Annotated in this window: 14 protein-coding genes; 3 read left to right on the plus strand and 11 right to left on the minus strand. The window is 56.5% G+C overall.

The features are described from left to right. Positions 1-88 precede the first annotated feature (88 nt). From H4P12_RS10890 to H4P12_RS10905, 4 genes are all read right to left on the minus strand, one after another. Positions 89-2,353: an adenosylcobalamin-dependent ribonucleoside-diphosphate reductase gene (locus H4P12_RS10890; protein WP_187793699.1), complete on the minus strand. Its 2,265-nt coding sequence runs from the start codon at positions 2,351-2,353 to the stop codon at positions 89-91. 50 nt (positions 2,354-2,403) lie between these two features. Beyond that, entirely contained in the window at positions 2,404-3,273 is an 870-nt protein-coding gene (gene olsA, locus H4P12_RS10895; RefSeq protein ID WP_187793700.1) for a lyso-ornithine lipid O-acyltransferase, read from the minus strand. Continuing rightward, positions 3,270-4,052, minus strand: coding sequence for an L-ornithine N(alpha)-acyltransferase (gene olsB, locus H4P12_RS10900; RefSeq protein ID WP_187793701.1), 783 nt, complete (start codon positions 4,050-4,052; stop codon positions 3,270-3,272). The genes olsA and olsB overlap by 4 nt, the downstream gene beginning before the upstream one ends. A 152-nt stretch (positions 4,053-4,204) precedes the next feature. Continuing rightward, positions 4,205-4,387, minus strand: a complete 183-nt coding sequence (locus H4P12_RS10905; RefSeq protein WP_187793702.1) for a DUF3553 domain-containing protein — start codon at positions 4,385-4,387, stop codon at positions 4,205-4,207. A gap of 37 nt (positions 4,388-4,424) precedes the next feature. Between H4P12_RS10905 and H4P12_RS10910 the strand changes: the two genes are divergently transcribed. After that, the gene (locus H4P12_RS10910; protein WP_187793703.1) at positions 4,425-5,093 is read left to right on the plus strand and encodes a histidine phosphotransferase family protein; all 669 of its coding nucleotides are present in this window, start codon (positions 4,425-4,427) and stop codon (positions 5,091-5,093) included. Here the strand turns inward: H4P12_RS10910 and H4P12_RS10915 are convergent. From H4P12_RS10915 to H4P12_RS10930, 4 genes are all read right to left on the minus strand, one after another. After that, a complete protein-coding gene (locus tag H4P12_RS10915) occupies positions 5,090-6,421 on the minus strand; it encodes an HlyD family type I secretion periplasmic adaptor subunit (protein WP_187793704.1) in 1,332 nt (443 codons plus the stop codon). The two genes, H4P12_RS10910 and H4P12_RS10915, sit on opposite strands and share 4 nt — an antisense overlap. Then, on the minus strand, positions 6,405-8,333 hold the full coding sequence (locus H4P12_RS10920; protein WP_187793705.1) for a type I secretion system permease/ATPase: 1,929 nt from the start codon (positions 8,331-8,333) through the stop codon (positions 6,405-6,407). The genes H4P12_RS10915 and H4P12_RS10920 overlap by 17 nt, the downstream gene beginning before the upstream one ends. Further along, on the minus strand, positions 8,330-10,393 hold the full coding sequence (locus H4P12_RS10925; protein ID WP_187793706.1) for a hypothetical protein: 2,064 nt from the start codon (positions 10,391-10,393) through the stop codon (positions 8,330-8,332). The genes H4P12_RS10920 and H4P12_RS10925 overlap by 4 nt, the downstream gene beginning before the upstream one ends. 109 nt (positions 10,394-10,502) lie before the next feature. Beyond that, positions 10,503-12,320: a hypothetical protein gene (locus tag H4P12_RS10930; protein WP_246449236.1), complete on the minus strand. Its 1,818-nt coding sequence runs from the start codon at positions 12,318-12,320 to the stop codon at positions 10,503-10,505. Positions 12,321-12,945: 625 nt separating this feature from the next. Here H4P12_RS10930 and H4P12_RS19035 point away from each other — a divergent pair. Further along, positions 12,946-13,638 (plus strand): helix-turn-helix transcriptional regulator, encoded by a 693-nt coding sequence (locus tag H4P12_RS19035; protein ID WP_187793708.1) that lies wholly within the window; start codon positions 12,946-12,948, stop codon positions 13,636-13,638. Beyond that, positions 13,635-14,156: a hypothetical protein gene (locus tag H4P12_RS10940; RefSeq protein ID WP_187793709.1), complete on the plus strand. Its 522-nt coding sequence runs from the start codon at positions 13,635-13,637 to the stop codon at positions 14,154-14,156. Before H4P12_RS19035 ends, H4P12_RS10940 begins: the two co-directional genes overlap by 4 nt. Positions 14,157-14,264: 108 nt before the next feature. On the opposite strand, the gene gshB is transcribed toward H4P12_RS10940, so the two are convergent. The 3 genes from gshB to rsmI are packed head-to-tail and all read right to left on the minus strand — an operon-like array spanning position 14,265 to position 16,655. Next, positions 14,265-15,212 (minus strand): glutathione synthase, encoded by a 948-nt coding sequence (gene gshB / locus H4P12_RS10945; RefSeq protein WP_187793710.1) that lies wholly within the window; start codon positions 15,210-15,212, stop codon positions 14,265-14,267. A 59-nt stretch (positions 15,213-15,271) separates the two neighbouring features. Then, positions 15,272-15,718, minus strand: a complete 447-nt coding sequence (locus H4P12_RS10950; protein WP_246449237.1) for a YraN family protein — start codon at positions 15,716-15,718, stop codon at positions 15,272-15,274. Further along, positions 15,687-16,655, minus strand: a complete 969-nt coding sequence (rsmI, locus tag H4P12_RS10955) for a 16S rRNA (cytidine(1402)-2'-O)-methyltransferase (RefSeq protein ID WP_187793711.1) — start codon at positions 16,653-16,655, stop codon at positions 15,687-15,689. Before rsmI ends, H4P12_RS10950 begins: the two co-directional genes overlap by 32 nt. Between the last annotated feature and the right edge of the window lie 129 nt (positions 16,656-16,784).

Raw genomic sequence — 16,784 nt, forward strand, 5'->3', positions numbered from 1 at the left:
AGAAACCGAAACTGCAATCAATGCCATCAGGCAGTGACCGCAGCAGGCGCGCGACGCCCTTTGCCCGCACAGGGACAAAGGGCGCAGTTCAGCCGCATTTCGAATAGGCGCAGCTTGGACAAGTCATGCAGCCTTCGACCATGTGCATGCCGTATTGGCCGCAATTCGGACATGCCGGGCCGCGGGGACGTTCGCCCAGTGCCACAACCTCGGCCTTGGGATCGGATTTCAGGCCCATCCCCTCGCCGCTGAGAAAGCCGGTTTCGATCATGTGACGTTCGATCACCCCACCAATCGCCGCAAGGATCGAGGGGACATAGCGCCCCTGCATCCATGCACCACCACGCGGATCGAAGACTGCCTTCAATTCCTCGACCACGAAGCTGACATTGCCACCGCGCCGGAACACGGCCGAGATCATGCGCGTCAGCGCAACGGTCCAGGCGAAATGCTCCATGTTCTTGGAGTTGATGAAGATCTCGAACGGGCGGCGATGGCCGGCCTGGACGATATCGTTGATGGTGATGTAGATCGCATGCTCGCTGCCTGGCCATTTCAGCTTATAAGTCGCACCGTCCAGCGCACCGGGGCGATCCAGCGGTTCGGTCAGGTAGACGACATCGGCCCCCTGATCGGCTTCGGGCGCATCCTCGGTCTTTTCGCTGACCGACAGAACGCTGCCGGTCACGTCATTCGGGCGATATGTCGTGCAGCCCTTGCAGCCCAGATCCCAAGCGGACAGGTAGACATCCTGAAACTCGTCGAAGCTGATATCTTCGGGGCAGTTGATGGTTTTAGAGATGCTGCTGTCGACCCATTCCTGCGCCGCAGCCTGCATCGCGACGTGGTCTTTGGGGGCAAGGGTCTGGGCATTGACGAAATAATCCGGCAGCGGCGCATCGCCATGCAAATCGCGCCACATCCGGACGGCATAATCGACCACCTCTTCCTCGGTTCGCGAACCGTCCTTTTGCAGAACTTTGCGGGTATAGGCGAAGGCAAAGACGGGCTCGATCCCGGAACTGACATTGCCTGCGTAAAGGCTGATCGTGCCGGTCGGTGCGACACTGGTCAGCAGCGCATTGCGGATGCCATGTTCCCGCACGGCCGCGCGGACGTCATCGTCCATCCGCTGCATGAAGCCAGATTTCAGATATTCATCGGCATCGAACAAGGGAAACGCACCCTTCTCTTTCGCCAGATCGACGCTGGCCAGATATGAGGAGCGCGCAATCGCCTTCATCCATTTGCGGGTCTGTTCCACAGCATCCGGCGCACCATAGCGCAGCCCCAGCATCAGCAACGCATCTGCAAGCCCGGTCACGCCAAGCCCGATCCGACGCTTGGCCTGCGCTTCGGCCAGTTGCTGTGGCAAAGGGAATTTACTGGCGTCCACCACGTTATCCATCATGCGGATCGCGGTGCGAACCAGTTCGTCCAGCGCGGCGTCATCCAGCCGCGCCTTGTCGGTAAAGGGGTCGGTCACCAGACGCGCCAGATTGACCGACCCCAGCAAACAGGCGCCATAGGGCGGCAAGGGCTGTTCGCCACAAGGGTTGGTCGCCGAAATCGTTTCGACATAGGACAGGTTGTTTTGCTGATTGATCCTGTCGATGAAGATCACGCCCGGTTCCGCATAATCATAGGTCGCACGCATGATCCGGTTCCACAGATCGCGGGCCTGCACTGTCTGATAGACGCGGCCACCAAATTGCAGATCCCACGGACCATCGGCCTTCACGGCCTGCATGAAATCATCCGTAACCAGCACCGACAGGTTGAACATGCGCAACCGGGCGCTGTCCTGCTTGGCTTCGATAAAGGCCTCGATATCGGGGTGGTCGCAGCGCATTGTCGCCATCATCGCGCCGCGGCGACTGCCTGCCGACATAATCGTGCGGCACATGGAATCCCAAACATCCATGAAGGACAGCGGCCCCGACGCATCCGCTGCGACGCCCTTCACCTCGGCGCCTTTGGGGCGAATCGTGCTGAAGTCATAGCCGATACCGCCGCCCTGCTGCATGGTCAGCGCGGCTTCTTTTAGCATGTCAAAGATGCCGCCCATATTGTCCGGGATCGTGCCCATGACGAAACAGTTGAACAGCGTTACCGCCCTGCCCGTCCCCGCACCGGCCAGAATGCGGCCAGCGGGCAGAAATCTGAAATCCGAAAGCGCCGAATAGAAGCGGTCCTCCCAAAAAGCCGGATCGCTTTCGACGCTGGCCAGATCGCGCGCAACGCGGCGCCAGCTGTCTTCGACGGTGGCATCGACCGGCTGCCCCTGTGCGTCCTTCATCCGGTATTTCATATCCCAGATTTGTTCGGCGATCGGCGCGGCAAAACGGCTCATTTCGCGTTCCTTGGATGCAGATAGATTGAATTATACCACATATTGTGGCGTCAGGGGGGATCTTCAAGTGCAGACTGGTGCCTACCGCGCACGGCCATTTCACAAGCCGCAGACAGCGTCTTGCGGGTCTGATCCCGAACCAGAACCGGGGCGCACAGACGGATCACAACATGCCCCTGTCGCGGCACCGACAGCACCGACAGCAGATGCGGCCCAAGGTCCATTTCGCCCCACCAGCCATAGAACCGGGGGTCTTGCCCCGGCGGTGCGACATAATTGGCGATCAGCGGCTGGATGACCAATCCGTTCGGCAGTGCAGGATCAAGAAAACCCTGAAACAAGGTCGGCTTGAACGGCAAGACCCGGCGTCCATCACTGGATGTTCCTTCGGGGAAAAACAAAAGCCGATGCCCTGCCCGAACCCGCTGTGCAAATTCATCGGCCTGTTCGCGCGCAAGTTTGGGGTCGCGGACGACGAAATGGGTGTTCGTGACCTTGGTCAGAATGTTAATGCCGGGCCATGTCTTCACCTCGGCCTTCGAGACGAAAAAGACCGGCATCGCGGCATTCATCGTCAGGATATCCAGCCAGCTTGAATGGTTTGCGACAACCGCGCCGGGCCCATTCATGGGAACCCCTTGCCGACGCCAACCAATCCCCATGCATAACAGCGTCAACCGACAAACGATCTGGACATGCGGCCCCGTCCAAGGACGGCGCTGCCCGTAAAAAATCCGCTCGATGCCGCGCATCGGCAGGATCAGCAGCACACCAACCAACAGCACAGCAACGGCAGGAACGCCGCGGCGGATCACGCGAAACCAGCCGCGCAGTCCTTTTGGCCGATATAATGGCGGTCGCTCTCCGTCGCGCCACGTCGCCTCACCCCGCCCGGCATCAATTCCAGCCGTGTCGCTCATTGACCCTGCCAGCGGCTTTCATAGAATTTTCGATGTTTTTCAGACATCGCCTTGGTGTCCATTATCAAAAATACATCGGTGGTGTTGAATTCACGGTCGATAAAAGCGCCTTCGCCCACCAGACCGCCAAGCCGCAGATATGCCTTGATCAGTGCGGGCATACCAACCATTGCTTCACGCCGGTCCAGCTTGTCAGCCGCGATCAGATCCATGCTTTGAAAGCCGTCCGTGCGGGCGACGGGGCGCAATTCCTGTGGCGCAAGCGCGTTGTGATGCAGCCAGCTTAGGGATGGAGCCAGGATAGACGCATCGGTGCCGTGAAAGCTGGCGACGCCGAACAAGATCTCGATACCGTGGTCCAGCACGTAATCTGCCAGCGCATTCCACAGCAGGAACATGGCAGAGCCACCGCGAAATTCCGGGTCGACACAGGATCGGCCCAGCTCCAACACGGCACGGTCTGTTTCGCGCAACCGCGTCAGATCATATTCGCTGTCGCAATAGAACCGGCCGAACTTTGCGGCGCGATCCCCCGGCAACAGGCGGTAGACGCCCACAACGTGATCCAGATCCTGAACCGAGCGGCGCTTATCTATCAGGCACAGATGATCTACGATCGGATCAAATTCGTCCTTTTCCAATCGGGCTTCATGATCCACCAAGGGACCATTGCCGCCCAATTCCTCCACAAAGACACGATAGCGCAGCCTTTGCGCGGCCAGTAAATCCTGCTCCGAAAGGGCCAGGCGGATTTCAAGGAAAGATGAGTCTGAATTCATGCCGTCGGCGAAAACCAAGCGTTGCCTATCAGGACGGTGTCTAGGTTGCGGCAGTATCGAATGCAACAAACATCATTCTTACGCAGCGTCAACTTAAAAACTCCTATTGAAATCTACAACCAGCGGCTGCATTTTGTACGGCGAAAAGCCGCTCATTTTCCATCATCAGACCAAACCAAATCGAGGGATACTTTTCGCCCGTCAATGACTTGCTTTCCAGCCTCGGTGAAATTCACGGTGATCTTGTCACCGATGCGCGATTGCACCTGTCCCCGCCCCCATTCAGGGGCGCCAGGGTGGCGAACAATCATGCCGGGTTCAAGCAATTCATTCATGTATATCTCTCGTCGTTATTTTAGAAAGTAAACCGACATGACCAAGGACACAACGCAACTTATGCCCGGCGAACTCGCGCAGCTTCTGGGATCGCGGTTGTGTCATGATCTGGTTTCGCCACTGGGCGCTATCGGCAATGGCGTCGAGCTGTTGGAAATGTCGCCCGGCTTCCCCGGGATTGCCAACAGTCCCGAATTGCGCCTGATCGCTGAATCTGTCGCCGCCGCACGCAACCGGCTTCAGGCGTTTCGCATCGCTTTTGGTCAAAGCCAAGGCAGCCAGCGCGTCAGTCGGGCCGAACTTGCAAAGCTGCTCAGTGGAATGGCCGCGCAAACCCGGCTAACGGTGCAGTTGGACGCAGAAGGTGACTTCTCCCGTGCCGAAGTGCGGATGGTCATGTTGGCGATGATGTGCCTTGAAACCGCGCTGCCATGGGGCGGCAGTATCACCATCGTTCATACCACAAACAGTTGGCGCTTTGTGGCCGAGGCCAGCCGAACGAAGCAAGATCGCAACCTGTGGCATTGGCTTGGCGGCGGCTGCAACAAGGATGCGTCGACACGCACCATCGCCCCCTCGGAAGTCCAGTTCGTGTTGTTGGCGGAAGCCGTCGAACAGGAACAGCGGGTCATCCTGTGGGACGTTGATGACAGTGGCGCAGAACTGCTGATAAAACACGCTGGCGGCAACGAAACGCTTGGCTAGTTCTCGCGGAACGCACGCGAAAGGCTGTCTTCGATCGGTTTGACCAGGTATTGCGCGAAAGTCCGTGCGTCGGTCTCGATCATCACCTCTGCGGGCATCCCCGGAATTGGTCTGAAACCGCGCACCCGTTCCAGTTCTGACGCTGGCAGATCAATTCGTGCGACGTAGATGTCTTGCGGAATACCGCCCGCTTCGGTTTTCAGAGCATCTGCCGAGACATAGACCAGTTGTCCCTCCAGCACCGGTGTTGTGCGTTGGTTCATAGATGTCAGCCGGACAGAGGCCCGCTGCCCAACCTCAACCTGATCTATATCTGTCCGCGAAATTTGCGTCTCGATTACCAAGGGTGCGTTGTCTGGTAGAATTTCGACAATCGCTTTGCCGGCTTCGATCACGCCCCCCGGCGTGTGATAATACATCCGAACGATGGTACCAGAAACCGGAGAAACAATGTCTGCGCGCAGCAAGACATCACTGGTTTTCGTCGACTGTTCGCGAACGCTGTCCAAATCGGCTTCGATCCCCTGACTTTCATCCAGCGCGGTTTGTGCGTGTTGCATACGGGTCTGCTCGATCTCTCGCCCAGCTTTGCGCAACGCTTCTTCTGTTTCAAGAATTTGCGCACGCAGCCGTTCGGCCTCACCCTCGGCATCGGCGACCGCACGCGACAGAACATTCACCTCGCTACGGCGAACAAGGCCGCGTTGAAAAAGCTGTTCGCGGGTGGTCAGATCCTCTTGCAGAAGCCGAAGCTGTGTTTCGACCGCCGTTAATTGCCCCCGAAAGCCGTCGATTCTGGACTGGCTTGCGCTGATATTGCTGTCCAGCAGGGTGATCTCACCGGCCAATTTATTGCGTGCCGCACGAAACGCTGCTTCTTGTTCAAGGATGATCGCCGACACGGCAGGATCGCTCCGCCGCTGCTGAACAAAATCTGCGAGAACGATGGCATCGGCGGCTTCATATTCCGCACGCAGGCGCGCACTGATCGCTTCCAATCTGGCGCGCCGCAGCTCTAGCTCTCGTTCGTTCGCGACGGCCGCTGTTCGGTCAAGCCGGATCAGGGTTTGACCGGCGGAAACGGTATCGCCCTCGGCTACCATGATTTCGCTGATTATGCCGCCTTCAAGATGCTGCACGATCTTGTTGCTGCCCGTCGCGACAAAGCTGCCCGGTGCCATGACCGCCGCGGCAAGCGGTGCGCGAAACGCCCATACGCCAAAACCACCAAATGATACCACCAGCAGCAGCAGGCCCAAGACCAGATGCTTGCGAACCGAGTGGGGCACATCACTGTAAAGCGCATCGAGATCACTGTTCCGGGGCATCTTGCGCCTCGCTTTCAGGAGGGGCGGAATGCGGCGCGGTCTGTTGCCGATTGGACAATCGCTGAAGCATCTGATCGCGTGTCCCGAACATTGATATCTGCCCGTCCGCGAGCAACATGATATTATCAACATCCTGTAGCAGCGCATATTTCTGGGTCACGACGATCACGGTTATGCGGTTCTGCTTTGCCAGCGCCATGGCCCGCGACAACGCCCGGTCACCTGCCGAATCGAGGTTGGAGTTCGGTTCATCCAACACCACCAGCCGTGGCCCGCCGAAAAAGGCCCGTGCCAACCCGATGCGCTGCTTCTGCCCGCCCGACAGCGGAGACCCATCCGATGAAACGATGGTTTCATACCCCTCGGGCAGCTTGGCGATCATGTCATGCACATCAGCCAGCACCGCCGCCCGATAAATTTCGTCATCACTGACATCCGCCCGCATCCGGGCGATATTGTCCTTTATCGTGCCGGGAAAAAGCTGCACATCCTGCGGCAAATAACCGATGCATTGACCAAGCTGGCGTTGGTCCCAGTTACGCAAATCCATCAGGTCCAGCCTGACACTGCCTGAGGTTGGCAGTATCGAGCCAACCAGCATTTTGCCCAACGTCGTCTTGCCGGCTCCGGATTTACCAACCATTGCCAGCGATGTGCCCGGCAGCAAAGAAAACGTAATCGAGTTCAAAACCACCCGTTTGGTCCCATTCGGCACGAACAACAATCGCTCAACATCCAATCGCCCTTCGGGATGTGGCAAATGCAAACGCTGTTGGTTCAGGGGCGACGATTTCAGCAATGACGAAATGCGACCATAGGCCGAGCGTGACAACAGCACGCTGTTCCATCCTTCTATCGCGCCCTCGATAGGAGCAAGTGCTCTGCCTGCGATAATCGAGGCTGCGATAACCATGCCTCCCGTAATTTCACCCTTCAACGCCAGATAGGCCCCCCAGCCTAGCAGCCCCACTTGGGTTAACAATCGCACCCCGCGCGATGCGCTGGCGAAGACGATATTGCGATCCTGGGCGCGCACCTGCGACGCCATTGAACTTGCCGCGTCACGGCCCCAGATCGTCACAGCCTCGGGGATCATCGCCAGGGCATTGATGATCTGCGAATTGCGTGACATCGAATCCAGATGGCGGTTGGCACGACTTAGATGCCCGTTGGCTTTTGCGAATGGTCCTGCTGTGGCACGCTGGTTGATCAAAGCAATGATCAACAGCAACAGGGCCGTCGTCACGACGATCAAACCAAGATGAGGGTGAACCAGAAAGATCGCCAGAATAAACAGCGGTGCAAAGGGCAAATCCAGAAACGACAGCAAGGTTCCGGATACCAGAAAACTGCGCACCTGCTGCAAATCGCCCAGCGTTTGATATTCCTGCCCATTGCTTTGCAGCGATGCCCGCGCTGCGGCTGCCAGAATGGGGGCTCCAAGGCGGGCAGAAAGATCAACCGAACTACGCAGCAGCATTCCACGACGGATTGCGTCGAACATGACTTGCAGCAACACCGCCCCGATCACCACCACCGTCAGCATGACCAGGGTATCGGTGGAACGGCTGGTCAGCACGCGGTCCGATATCTGAAACAGATAGATCGGGATCGCCAACACCAAAATATTGGTCACGCCGCTGAACAGGAGAACGCCCAGGATATTCGCCCATAGACGCCGTATCGTGATCTGCAGCGCGCCGGAAATATCAGGCTCTGCAGCCCGCTTATGAAACGCTGCGCCCCTGTCACCGGCGGTCGTTGTCGTTTGTGGGATGCGACCAGCCTGTTGATCTATCGTCGGTCCAGTGCCGAGCGGTTTGGCCCGTGAGAGGCTGGCGGAGTTATCCCTCCACTCGGTATGCAATTCCGGTTTGGCGCTGCGATGATCCGTCTTCTCATGACCGCTCATGTCAACACCGTTTCCATCGCATCCGGTGAAACGGTCTCATTCGATCCGATGGGCTGAAATTCCTGGTGTTCGGGATCGACGCTTAACATGCCATCGGCCAGAAACAGGACGGCCTCGGTGGCAAGTGTTGACGGAACATCAGGCTTCAACGGATCATCGGTTGCAATCAGTTCTGCCTGATATAGCAACGCATCGGAATAGACTTGGCCGCCCGAATAAATTGTCGAATCGTATTCGGCTTCGATAATGCTCGCAGAGTTCACCAGAACATTCGACCCTGCCACGATTTTGATTTCGCCACCATTATCCAGCAGCTTGTCCCGAAAAATCTCGATTTGATCGGAGTCGCCCATTACGTTCGTCTGCCGGATCATATTCAGCGAAACCATGTCGCCTTTGATGTGCAGGACTCGAACAAGGTCGAGCCCCTGAAAGGTTGGGTTTTCCAGCAAGGATTTGGGTAAGTCGATTTCTCCGCCAGCCGCTTTGGCCATCATCTTGGCCATATCCGCAGTCATATCTTTGTAGGTCGGCTTGCCTGCCTGAATGATCTGCGACGAGTTGATCAGCAAGTTGTCGCCGGCACTGACCGCAGCCTCGGTCCCTCCTTTCACGATGATCCGATCATCATCCAGAAGCACATTTTTTTGAATGACAGCGTTAAGATTGATGATGTAACCATCAATCACGATCAGGTCGAATTGAGTGCCCAGTTCGCTCAACGACACCTTGTTCACAGTGCCGTTTTCACCCATCAGCATCAGCGTTTTCGCAGCATTGACGGTGATTGATGTGACGTCATTATCCGTCATCAGATTGTATTGATCTACCCAGTTGACGTTAATAAGACTGCCCTTCAACGTCGCCGTCGCCCAATATTGCGGCGCATCGTCACCGCCGTCGCGATCCGGCATCGGATTCGAGAAAATCTTATAGGATGCGTAATTCAATGCATTCGTCGTATCGCTGCTTTGTGCGCCCCCTGAATTTTCGGAAAGCATCTTGATAACGTTCTGGTCGCTCCAGACGTTTGTTTGGCTGATGATATTATAGTTGTATATCCCTTGACCGACGCTCATCACAGGCGCTGCAATCCAGCCGGAACTGATGACAACCTCATTCAGCAGCGTATTATTGCCATGGACAAATTCGTGCTGATTGTCTGCCACTTCAGTCTGCACGGTCGTTTTGGATCCGGCCCAGCTTGGCCCATCATCATTTGTTTTGGCTGCTTCTTCCTTGGCAATTCGGGCGGCTTCCTCCTCCTGCGCCGCTTTCTGATCTTTGCGATAGAGGGGCAGCAGATCTGCCAGTTTAGGCGCCTCTTCGACTGCTGTTCCGTTTAGAAATTGGCCTTCAACCGAAGCCCCCTGAAGGGAATGGACGGTCGCGGAATTGGCCGTCATCGCAGGCAGATCGGTGTCTTTGAAAGCCAGCGCAATATCACGAAACGCCAATTCATCGGCGGGCAGGTCCGGGTTCAGTGCAATCCCAAGTTCATTGGCCTGCGTTGCCAGAACCGCCATTTTTGCGTCGATCAGGTTCAAGCTGACAGCGCCAGCCTCCATTTGGCTTGCGTCAATCCTGTCATCGTCGAACTGCGCAAGATTACCCAAGAGCATCACGACCAACGACCCCGGAGGAGGCAAGGTCCAGACCGTTTCAGGAGGTGGCTCCGGTGGGTCAACAACCGGGGGTTTTGGTGGTGGTGTCGTCAGCAGGATCAAGGGACTGCCATCAGGCTGAACTTTTCCAATCTGCCGCATCGGTATTCCGAATGCGTCGCCCGCAATTGCGCTATCATAAAATGTCATCTGCGCAGCCTGCAATTCGCGGATCGGCAAGCCGGGCGGATCATAACGGATATCAGGGATATAATCGGGAATCACGTATGGATGCTGCGTCGCAATATCCAGCGGTTTGATTTCAGGCGGTTCGATGTCAGGCTTAACGGGTGTCAGGCGATCATATTCGATCCACATCCGCCCACGTTCTTCGGTAATCTGAAAAATGCCGGCGAAATGCCAGATCGCTTCATCGGCAGCTTGAATCTTCAACATGTCGGCTACGTCCCAACTAATGACAGTTCCGCAACAATGCCGGACAGACACCAATTAAAAATGATCCTGCGCGGGATCCGCCGCGCAGGATCGTGTCACATGAGGTTAATCAGCCACCCAGATCGTCGTCACCAATCACATGCGAGCTGAGATCGCCCCCAACCACCGTCATATCGACCGTGTTGTTCAAGACATTGGCCCCCATGACGATGCTTTGGTTGAATGCTGTGGTTTCCACGACGGCGTCAGCCGATGCGTTCGAAGTTCCGGTAACAAAACCATCGTCACCATTGTTTGAACCCCAAGTGCCGGCATGGGCATATCCGCCGTCACCATTCATCACCTGGCCGCCCGCACCGCCATAACCACTGTCGGTATTGATGCCATCACCACCATAGGCCATTCCGCCACTGGAAGTCGCCGTGCCACCCGAGCCACCAGTTGTCGTGCCCGTCGCACCACCCATACCCGCGCCGCCGGCTGCACTACCTTCGCCCGTGCCATCGCCATTCGCACTTCCTCCGGCACCGCCTGTCGCCCAGACATTGCCCGCGCCACTGCCAGTGCCGCTACCTGCCGTGGCATCGCCCGCCATGCTTGCTGCGGCAGACAGTGCAGCACCAATGCCGGTACCCGCGCCACCGTCACCACCATCGGCACCAGGAGCGCCAGCACCACCAGCACCCGAAGTTCCGCCATTGCCACTATCGTTGTTGACACCGGCACCCAGCAGTCCGCCCAAGCCAAGAGCACCGCTCATACCGCCGTCGGCCGAACCCGTGTTGCCACCGTCACCGCCATCGCCGCCGTGATCGCCATCGCCACCCTTGCCAGCACCCAAGGCACCTGCAGCGCTTCCGGCAGCTGCATCGCCGCCCGCAGCGTCGCCGCCAAGGCCAGCGCCCAGACCAGCCGCAACACCCCCGGCATCGCCGCCATCAGCGCTGCCGCCCTGACCAACGCCCAAGCCGACGCCCAATGCTGCGCCACCGTCGCCATCACCCGCCTTCGCAAGCGCATCTCCACCATCGCCGGTATAGGATTTGCTGCCAGAGGCTATCGCCCCGGCCCCATCAGCATTGGCGTCACCTTTGCCGCCATCGGCACTTGAATCGCCACCGCCATCACCGCCGTGACCACCCGCATCGATACCAGCCTCGGCATACGCATCGCCCGCATTCGCATTACCGTTCTGGTTGAAATCGGCATTGTTGGAAACCGTCGGATTCAGCAGCTCGTCCTGATCGTCAAGGTTCCATGCATTTGCTTGCGTGACGGCTGTATTGTTGTCGCCATTCAAAGACTTATTCAACACATTGTCGAATGTCAGATCACGGGTACCAATGCTGATTTCGCCATCGCGATTCACAAGCAGGTCACCCATGGTGCCGCTGTGGTTGTCCAGATCAATATCGGCATAATCGTTGTCGGTTGGCGCCCAGCCCTCCAGGTCCAGATCGACATTCACCTTGGTCGAGACATCCGTATCGACATTGGTGTTAACTTCCGTGTCGTTGTAGGCGGAATTGACCGCTTCGTTATAGGCGTCATTTGCCGCGTCGTTTTGGGCAGCATTGTTTGAAGCGTTTTCGGCCGCATTGCTGGCTGCGTTATCCGCAGCATTACTGGCCGCGTTGTCGGTGGCATTTGATGCGCTGTTATCGGCGTCATTGTCGGACGCATTGTTAGCGGCGTTACCCGCCTGATTTTCAGCGCCGTTCGCAGCATATGTTTCCGACGCGCTCGAATTTTCATTCGAGTTGCTATTTTCATTGGCGTTCGCGTTGCTCTGCTCTTGCGATTGCCCCTGATCCTGATCCTGATCCTGGTCCTGATCTTGCTTGTTCAGCTGACCCTGCTTCTGTCCTTGCCCTTGATGTTGATCCTGATCCTGGTCCTGATCCTGGTCCTGATCTTGATCATTCATCGGCCAAGCAAAGAGATTCATGTTACGGCTACCAGCCATTTTTCCACACTCCTGATGACGGGCGGGAACGGCCATGTAATTCGCAAGCTCGCGTGCCGCCCAGTTCTGGTGGGATCAAGCAAGACGTTACCCCCGCCGAGCAAATGCTCACCGTGAAGACGGTGCGGCCGTCGCGCCCTACTCATTTTCCGATTGGCCTTTCGCCACCCCGAACCGGCCTCGTATGCCTGGCTGCGCAAATGGCGCTTAGGCACAGCTCAACAATACGCCCACAATCGGGATTTGGCATAGTCGCACGAAGGGATTAGCCCTGTCAGCGGAAGGTGTTGTTCGGGCAACGCGGGCGGCTATGCCCAATCGCAAGAAAAATGGCCGTAATCCTGACCATTACGGTTAGTACATATGGCTATGTCCTATAAAAACTAAACAATATAGTATTGTTTTTCAAAGAGATACATGCCGCCCTTGCAATTTGCATAACCCCATGAATTTACACATCATTACCTTAGATTTCAGACGAAAAATGTGGTAGATTCATGACTGATTGCAGCAATCCATACACCTGCCCGGCACAAAATAAACGAGTGATTCTGTTCAAATATTAAGCTGATTGGAGGCCGCCAGGATGGAGGTTATTGATATTTCAAACGCACCAAGCACTCAAATTGAGGTGGCTGGCCTTTCGATGCCTGAGGTCATTTTCGTCGGCACCCAGCGCAATTTTTCACCGTCGCTCATTACTGCGACAACTCAGGAACTTGGACAAGTCATAGCAGATGTTCTGACATCCTTCAATGATCTGCACAAATTAATCCAACAAACCGGACATCACCCGACGGTCATCATCATTGATGAACCAACGTTGCGGAATTTACATGAAGCGGATCGGCAGCTTCTTTATGAAATTGATGCGGCTTCCATCGGCTTGGCCTATGCATCGACTACATTCGCGGCCGCTTGGTATAATGATCACACGTTGCGACTGCGTTCCGTCAGTGTCTTTCCCCTCAATGTCCGGCTTGATGTTTGGTTGTCCATCATCCGACTTATCGCCCACGGCGCGGGTTATGTCTGCCCAGAGGTCATGTTATTCAAGGAGCCGGATCCAAAAACCCTGGCAGAGGATGAATTTTGCCTGACGCAGCGACAAATCGACGTGCTTCAACTGGTTGCTGACGGACAATCGAACAAACGCATTGCTGACAGGCTGGGTTTGTCAGTGCATACGGTCAAATTACATCTGCACAATGCCAGCCAACGATTGGGGGCACGCAACAGAACCGAAGCAGCAATGCGATACCAGGCCGTCAGAAAATGACCGCCCGATCCGCATCAGGCAGCAGCAAGCCATCCGAACAGGATTTGGATGCGGTCATGCTTCGCGTCGGCCGCCTGAACTACGCGTGGAGCAATACGGAAAGTCTGCTGATCCATATGCTCGCGGGTTTGACCGGCATGTCAAACGGCGCTGCCGTCGTGATCTTTTTGTCGGTTACCTCGGCCCGCGGACGTATCGAGATGGTCGAACGCTTGGCAAAACTGCGCCTTCCGTCAGGAGATCATCAGAAGGATTTGCTGGAACTTACCGCGCGCTTTTCACGTCTGCTGGCTGTTCGCAACCGCTACAATCACAGCATCTGGTCGTTTGAAGAAGATGGTTCGGTTTCAACCATTCTGATGCGCATAGCCGATCGCAGGGATCGCATTCATATGGGCCGCAAACAAAACCTCAGCGATGATGAGCTAGACAAGCTGGACCGCGATCTGACCACGCTCTCCACGCTGAATCGCGAGATGTGGCGGTTCCTGCAGCATTACAATTATCCCATAGAATAACACAAATCGCCACATGCTCAGGTGTCCACAGGGCAAGCCCCAAAAGCCGAAAGCATCCGGCCGCGACCTCATGGGATGTCAATCAAGACGCCAATTACAGAGACTTGATCAGCCTGCCGCCAGCTTTCTTTCGATTGCAATCCAGATTGCCTCTGCCGCATTCACACCGTCAAATCTCTCCAACTCCTGAATACCCGTCGGAGAGGTGACGTTAATTTCGGTCAACCATCCGTCGATCACATCGATGCCAGTAAACAGCAGTCCTTTTTCGCGCAGGACAGGTTTCAGTCGCGCACAGATTTCATGTTCACGATCCGTCAGACCGACTTTTTCGGCCCTGCCGCCGACATGCATGTTCGACCGAGCCTCGCCTTCTTGCGGAACGCGGTTGATCGCGCCGACCGGCTCACCATCGACAAGAATGATCCGCTTGTCGCCCTTCACCACCGCAGGCAGATATTTTTGGGCGATCATGGGCTCTCGGTTTATGCTGGCGAATGTTTCCAGCAAGGAGGACAGGTTGGGATCGCCCGGTTTCAGATGGAAAACACCAGCGCCACCATTCCCATAAAGCGGCTTTACAATGATCTCGCCATGGCGTGCACGGAACTCTTTGAACGCTGCGGGATCGCGCGCGATCATCGTGGGTGGCGTCAGATCGGGAAAGTCCAGGACCATCAATTTCTCGGGACTGTTGCGCACCCAGAAAGGATCATTCACCACCAACGTCTGTTGCCGCACGCGATCCAGCAGATGGGTCGAGGTAACATAGGCCATGTCGAAAGGCGGATCCTGCCGCAGCCAGATCACATCAAATTCAGCGACATCAACCTCGGCCCAATCGCCGAAGCTGACGTGCTTGCCCTCTTCACGCCGAAGGGTAATCGGACGCCCTTTTGCGATAACCCGTCCTTCATCGTAGCGTAGTTGATCAGGGGTATATTGGAAAAGCCTATGCCCTCTGGCCTCTGCCTCCAGACCAATCCGAAACGTGCTATCCCCCAGGATCGAGACATCTTCGATCGGGTCCATTTGCAAGGCGACATAAAAGCTCATCAGTTTCTCCTGAACGGAACTGCTTTGCTTGTCACCTGTGGTTGGGATGGATGCAAGCGTCAGGCGAAACAATCACCGAACGCGTTTTCCAGAATATCAATCCGACCAAGGGAGTCCACCAAGGCTGCATCAAAGCGCATTTCGCTGTTCAGACCTTCGGGTTGCGTCGCGCAAAATTCCAAGGCGGCGTTGCAAATCCTGATCTGTTGGGAACGCAGCAGTCGCCCCGCCGCTTCTTCATGTGAACGTGACTGCTTCACTTCAACGAAAACAAAGCAGTTCCCGTCGCGCAGAATCATATCGATTTCGCCAGCTTTCCCACGCCAGCGCTGATGCAGAATCTGCAAGCCCCGCCCCTCCAACAGACGTGCAACGCTTTCTTCTGCAAAGCGCCCGGACAGATCGGCCATCCGTCCCCGGTTCTGCCGTGCGCGGGTGACCCGCGTCGGACCACCCCTATCTGCGATGCGATGGTCAGGCTTCAGGGCCAGTTCGGACATGGTCATGTTTTTCTTTCCTGTCATTTCCCATGGTAAGGGCGATTTGATAAACATCCCGACGTGGCAGCCCCAATTCTTCGGCCACGTCGCGGGCCGCATCTTTCACCGTCATCAGCGCCAACCGCGCCCGTAGAGCCGTCCGGATCGTATCGTCATCCGCCTGCACCGGGGTAGCGCGATCCAGCAACAAAACAACTTCCCCCTTCAGCGCGGCGATCCGCGGGTCGTCAGCCAATTCCTTTGCCTTGCCCCGAATCACCTCTTCGAATTTTTTGGTCAGTTCGCGTGCGACAACGGTAAGCCTATCCGGATCAATTTCGCACAATTCCCGTAATGTTTGGTTAACGCGCCTTGGGCTTTCAAAAAGAATGACGGTTGCATCCACCTCCGCCCATTTTTTCAACCAGGTTTTGCGCTGCCCCTTGGTGGCGGGCGGGAAACCTGCGAACAAAAACCGGTCACTGGGCAAACCGGAAACCGACAAGGCCACAAGCGGCGCAGAGGGTCCGGGTATGGCGTGAATCCGAATATCTGCCTCGGCCGCTTCTCGTGCCAAACGAAAGCCGGGATCAGAAATCAGCGGTGTTCCGGCGTCCGATGCAAAGGCGACGCTTGCCCCGTCCCTCAATGCGGCCATCAAGATTGGCTGAGAGCGATCGGCATTATGGTCGTGATGCGACAGGATTCTGCGCCCGCGCAGCGGAACACCGTGAATATCCAGAAGGTGCCGCATGACGCGCGTATCCTCGGCAGCAAGCATATCGGCGGAATTCAGCACATCCAACGCGCGCAAAGTGATATCTCGTGCGGTGCCGATGGGCGTTGCTACCAGATAAAGCCCGGATTCCAGCCGCTGCGCCTCGATATGGGCTGACAAGCGGCGCGGCGGTTCGGCCGGCGAGCGACCGGAATCCGTGCCATCGTCAGGCCTTTTGTCCGTCATTTGCTTATCCTTTGCATGCCTTGGCGTGATTGCGTATCCGGTTTCTTGCCAATAGTCTGATCACAGATCGCTGATCGCAAATTGTACAGCAGGGAAGTTTCACATGTTCGCATCTGCCACAACCCGGCC

Source organism: Paracoccus amoyensis, from assembly GCF_014490725.1.
Classification (GTDB): domain Bacteria; phylum Pseudomonadota; class Alphaproteobacteria; order Rhodobacterales; family Rhodobacteraceae; genus Paracoccus; species Paracoccus amoyensis.